The sequence below is a fragment of the Halochromatium sp. genome (assembly GCF_054919635.1).
The window spans coordinates 1-5302 of sequence record NZ_JBUDPI010000268.1; the positions used below are offsets into that span (position 1 = coordinate 1).

Genomic DNA, 5302 nt, shown 5'->3' on the forward strand with positions numbered 1-5302 from the left:
CTGTGTCCGGTAACCGCTCGGCATAGGCCAGGGCTTGCGCGAGGTCACCGTTGACGTGCTCTTGGTACTTTGCCAGCTCGGCCAGGGCGGCGATCCCCGCCTTGGCCGCCAAATCAGTCACCGGCTCAGTCACCGGAACAGCCACCGCATCAGCGGCAAGCCGCTCCAAGATGCTGACCGCCTCGCTCCAGGCGCCCCGTCGCCGCTTTAGCTGCGCGAGCAACAAGGCCGCCGCGGGCTCCAGGTGGAGCAAGGCGTCATCCAACAGGCGCTCGGCCTCCAATGCTTGGCCGCTGCGCTCCCAATGCCGTGCCAAGGCCAGGAGATCAGCGCCGTAGGCCTGGGGTTGACGCTGGACCTCGGCCAGCGCCGGGAGTAAGGACGCCAGCGAGAGCAGATCGAGCCGATTGTGACGTAAGACCGGCCCAAGCCTGGCCGGATTGCCGGCGCGCAGCCAATCCAGCCAAGCCGCCGGCGCCTCGGCGCCAGGCAGATCATCATCGCGCTCAAACTCGAGCAGTCGCTGCTCGCAGCTGGCCAGGCGGCAGTCGGGCCAGCGGGTCGCGAAGGCGCGCCGCACCGGATAGAGCAGGTCGAGGTGAGGAGGCTGATCCAAGCGTCCGGTCAGCCTGTTCAGGCGCAGTCGGGTCTCGAGCAGGGGCAGATCGAAGCGCTTGCCGTTGTAGCTGATCAGCAGGTTGGCCGCGGCGAGCTCGGACTGGATCTGGGACATCATGGCGGTCTCTGCGTCCAGCTCGAGCAGAAGATATTGACGCATCCACAGGTCGGCGCCTTCGATGCCCGCGATGCCGACCACGAAGACCCAGGTACCAGTGCCGCCGGCCAGTCCACTGGTCTCCGTATCCAGAAAACGCCAGCCATCAGGTGCGGGCAATGAGAGAGTGTTGAGCTCAGGCGGATGGGTCGAGTGACAGCTGAGTCCGCTTGCCGGTTGGAAGCGACCATGGCGTTGGCGCAGCGGCTGGCGGCGCTCGAGCCGCAGCAGACCGGGCGCGATGAGCTCGGCGCCAAGGCTGTCGGCGAGTGCCTCTGGGGTTGGCCGGGGCTGGACGCGCTTAGGCCCAGCGGTCGAGAGCCTGCGGATGCGCTCGGCGAGACTGGGTTTGCGGGCTCGAAAAACGGGCGAGTTGGCTGCAAGCGCTCCAGCTGCGGTCTCTGGGGGCGTCGATGGCTCAGATTGGCTCGAGTCGAGCGTCTCTTGGGGCTCATCAGCCCATGCGGCTGTATCGGGCGTCGGCTCGGTTGGGGGCTGGGTCTTGGCTGTCGCTGAGGTTGCGAAGGGCGATGTATCCCTCGCAAGAGCCGATGTCCCGGTGCTCGAGCGCAGACGATTCAGACGGTCCTTTAGGCTCGGCATCGGGGCACTCTCAAGCAATGCCGCCAGCGAGCAACGCGAGCACGGTTTGAGCGGCCCGCTTCGGCGTCAGCGCGCGCGTCTCATCGCCGGCCAGGATCGGTCCGACGCAGGCCGGGCAGCCGGCGCGACAGGCACAATGCTGAACCAGCCGAAGCGCATCCTGCACCAGCAGTGCGGCATCATCGAACAAGGGCGCCGAGAGGCCGACACCACCGGGAAAGTTGTCGTAGAGGAACAGCGTCGGCTCGAAGCGCTCGCCCGGCGGTTGCGCCAGCGGCTCGTTGCTCGGCCCGCGCAGCTGTCCACGGCCGTCGCCGCCGAGCACTGCGAACCAGCTGCCCTGGCTGTCGCCAACCGCGCGCCCGAGATCCCTCACCTCCGCCATCGCCCGCAGTGCGGCGACGTGGTGCAGCGCATAGGCGGCGCCAAGAAAGCCCTCGATTGCGTGCTCGCGTGCCGGCAGCGCTTGCTCCAAGGCCGCCGGCTCGGCTTGCCACCAGACCGAGGTGGTATGCATCTCTTGGTCGGGCAGGTCGATGTTGCCGTAACCGATATTGTCGTGGCTGTAATAGCGGATCTTCTTGTAGCCGGGATAGCGCCGGACGATGTGCACCTCGCCATGGCTAGCCGCTGCACTCGGTGCTGCCGCCTCGGGCCGACCCAGTGCGCGGCTATCGAACCGATCGAGGATCTTCAGCCGCGTGTAATCGATCGCATCGGTGTAGTAGTCGGCCCGGGTCTGGCGCACGAAGGCCTTGCGCCCGGTCCAGTCGAGCCGCTCGACCTGATAGGGCTGCGACTGGACCATGTAGATCGCGCCTTCGTAAACGGTGCCTGGGGCGCTGCTGTAATCGACCTCGGCGATGATGGTCTGCTTGCCGTCGCTGATGTCGATGACGACGAAGTTGCCCTCGGCCACCGAGCGTAACGAGACGGCATTGGCCGGATAGCTGTCGGCAATCCAGTACCAGCGCCCACCATTGCGGCCGGCTTGGCGCTGCAGCACGCCCTCGTCGCGCAGATAGCCGAGCATCTCGCCGAGGTCCTCGTCGCAGCCGGGGCCGCCGAATGTGTCGCCGTCCTGAAACGGGAGCTCAAACGCCGCGCAGCGCACATGGTCCATCAGGATCAACAGCTGGTTCGGATGGATGCGGGCGTGCTCCGGCGAGGCGCCGAGGAAGAACTCCGGATGCTGCACCATGTACTGATCGAGCGGATCGCTGGTCGCCACCAGCACGCCAAGGCAAGGGCGATTGCGCCGGCCCGCCCGCCCAAGGCGCTGCCAGGTCGCGGCGATGGTGCCCGGATAGCCGTTCAGCACCGCCACATCGAGCGCGCCGATGTCGACCCCGAGCTCGAGCGCCGAGGTGCTGACGACGGTATCGACGCGCCCGGCACGCAATGCCTGCTCGGCCTGCCGGCGCTCGCTTGGCAGATAACCGCCGCGATAGGCGAGCACCCGCGGCGGTCGGCGCGGGTCGCGATCGAAGACGTCTTTGAGGTACTTGGTGATCACCTCGACCATCAGCCGCGAGCGCGCGAAGACGATATTCTTCAGTCCGGTCTTGGTCGCCATCCGCGCGATGCGGGTGGTCTGCGAGCGCGCCGAGGCGCGGATGCCGAGGTCCGGATTGATCACCGGCGGATTCCACAGCAGCAGATGGCGCTCGCCTTGCGGCGCGCCGCTGTCGGTGACAGACATCACCGGTGCGCCGATCAAGCGCTCGGCCAGCTCGGCCGGATTGGCGATGGTCGCCGAGGCGAAGATGAACTGCGGCTGGACCCCGTAGAACTGGCAGATCCGCTGCAGCCGGCGGAAGACATTGGCGACGTGCGAGCCGAACACACCACGGTAGCTGTGCAATTCATCGACGACGATGAACGCCAGCGACTCGAAGAACTGCGCCCACTTGGTGTGATGCGGCAGGATCGCCTGATGCAGCATGTCTGGGTTGGAAACGACGATATCGCCGCGCGTGCGCACCGCCTTGCGCGCATCACCCGGGGTGTCGCCGTCGAAGGTGAAGGCCTTGATGCCGAGGGTGGTCGCTGTCGCTCCGCCAGCTAGCGCGCTGTCAGCGATGCGGGAGGTGCCCGCGATGCCGGGGCTGCCAGCACTGTCGGGGCTGACAGCGGGCATGGCGGCAGGGACCTGCCCTCTGGCGTCGCTCGGTCCGCCGGCTCGGTTCAGCTCCATCAGCTCAGCAACCTGATCCTGCGCCAGCGCCTTGGTCGGGAACAGGTACAGCGCCTTGGCGCCGCGGCTCAGCACCGCATCCAGCACCGGCAGGTTGTAGCAGAGGGTCTTGCCGGAAGCGGTCGGCGTGGCGACCACCAGATGCTGCCCCGCCATGGCCAGATCCCAGGCTTGGCGTTGGTGGCTGTAGAGCCGTTTCAGCCCGCGCGCTACCAGAGCTTCACGCAACTGGGGATGCATGGAGGCAGGTAGCTCGGCATAGCGGGCCGCAGCGGCCGGCGTGGTCAGTTCGCCGGTGATTCGGGCCGCATACTTGCGTTTCAGACGCGCGAGCAGCGTTTGAACGCGGTCACCCTCATCTTGTGAAACGATGGCCGGCCTCGGCTCAGCGCCAGCGTCTTGCGCCATTCTCATGCTTGACTCTCGGGCCTCAGGCTTCGCCCCTTGTCGGCGAAATCCACATCCAGCACACGCTAATACAGAAAGACCAAGGCATCCATCGCTTGGTTCTAGGTTGCTGCGGCGACCTCTCCCTCCTCGGCGAGCTATGTCAGAAACCGCTCAGCCTCAGCCGCCCTAGCGCGCAACAGTTCGTCGCTTGCCGGTACCCGATGAAACAGGATATTGCGCACGATCCTGTCGCTGTAGCTTCGCCCGGCATGGATCGCGTAGTGGAGCCGTTGCATCAGGCTCCGAACCTTATCCATCAGCCTTGGCCCCGTCATCCATCCTCTCCCTTGCTCGAATGATGCCGGCTGAATTTGACCTAAGCTCGCATTCTTGCCCCAAAATCCGTTCAATATCAACACATCGGGTCTGCAGCGCCCTGATAATGGAGGCTAGACTGGGTGATCTGGCGTAACAGTCCGCATACACCAGAGTTATCAACTTATCGGGGCAGTGACGCTCTGTCACCACTCTACCGCCTACGATTCGCACGAGAACGCCCAAAACTTAAGCTATTATCGGCTTATCTAGGCCAGATAGCCCCGATACGCATGGTTGGCCTAGCATGAAAGGTGAGAGCGCGCCTAGAACGAAGGTGAATAGCTTTGTCGACCGATTATGACGATTGCTAGTTTCGACAAATTTATCGAGCCGCTACTCCGTCTCCTCGCGGAACATCCGACTGGCCTTGCGACAGCCGAAGCTCAGCGGTTACTGGCTGCACAGTTCGATATTGGACCCGACCAGAAGCGCGAGTTGCTCCCTAGTGGGACCTATCCCTTGTACAAGAGTCGCATCGGCTGGGCTCATGATCGACTAAAGCGCGACGGGCTTTCGACAAGCCTCCGCAGAGGATTTTGGCAGCTCACAGACAAGGGAATGGCCTATGCGCGTGCGAACCCGGCCCTTGACACGAATGAACTGCAACGTCTCGCCTACCCGAAGAACGACTCTACGGCGAACGCGAGCCGAGACCGAACGGACAAGATGTCTGCGAGTCACTACGAGGCCGTCGATACAGTACTTGAGACTCCCGACGAGCGGATCGCTGGGGCTTTGTCCGAGATTGAGGAAAGTATCCGGAACGACATCCTCGACAGAATTCGGAACAGAGATCCAGAGTTCTTCGAACACCTAGTTCTGAAGGTGCTCAGTGCGATGGGGTACGGAGCTAGTGACGACTCGTTAGAACAAAGCGGCGGGCCTGGTGATGATGGCATCGACGGGGTGATTTCACTAGATCGGCTTGGACTCGACAAAGTATATGTTCAGGCAAAACG

Annotated in this window: 4 protein-coding genes; 1 reads left to right on the forward strand and 3 read right to left on the reverse strand. The window is 64.1% G+C overall.

Annotated features, from left to right (window positions below):
- From ACY693_RS14440 to ACY693_RS14450, 3 genes are all read right to left on the reverse strand, one after another.
- Nucleotides 1-1378, reverse strand: a 1378-nt coding sequence (locus tag ACY693_RS14440) for a ribonuclease H-like domain-containing protein (protein WP_462322519.1), incomplete at its 3' end; no start/stop codon positions are given.
- Nucleotides 1379-1388: 10 nt separating this feature from the next.
- Nucleotides 1389-3983 carry a DEAD/DEAH box helicase gene (locus ACY693_RS14445; RefSeq protein WP_462322522.1) on the reverse strand — a complete coding sequence of 865 codons (2595 nt, stop codon included), beginning with the start codon at nt 3981-3983 and terminating at the stop codon, nt 1389-1391.
- Nucleotides 3984-4120: 137 nt separating this feature from the next.
- Nucleotides 4121-4282, reverse strand: a complete 162-nt coding sequence (locus ACY693_RS14450) for a hypothetical protein (protein WP_462322520.1) — start codon at nt 4280-4282, stop codon at nt 4121-4123.
- 358 nt (nt 4283-4640) lie between these two features.
- Here ACY693_RS14450 and ACY693_RS14455 point away from each other — a divergent pair.
- Nucleotides 4641-5302, forward strand: a 662-nt coding sequence (locus ACY693_RS14455) for a restriction endonuclease (protein ID WP_462322521.1), incomplete at its 3' end; no start/stop codon positions are given.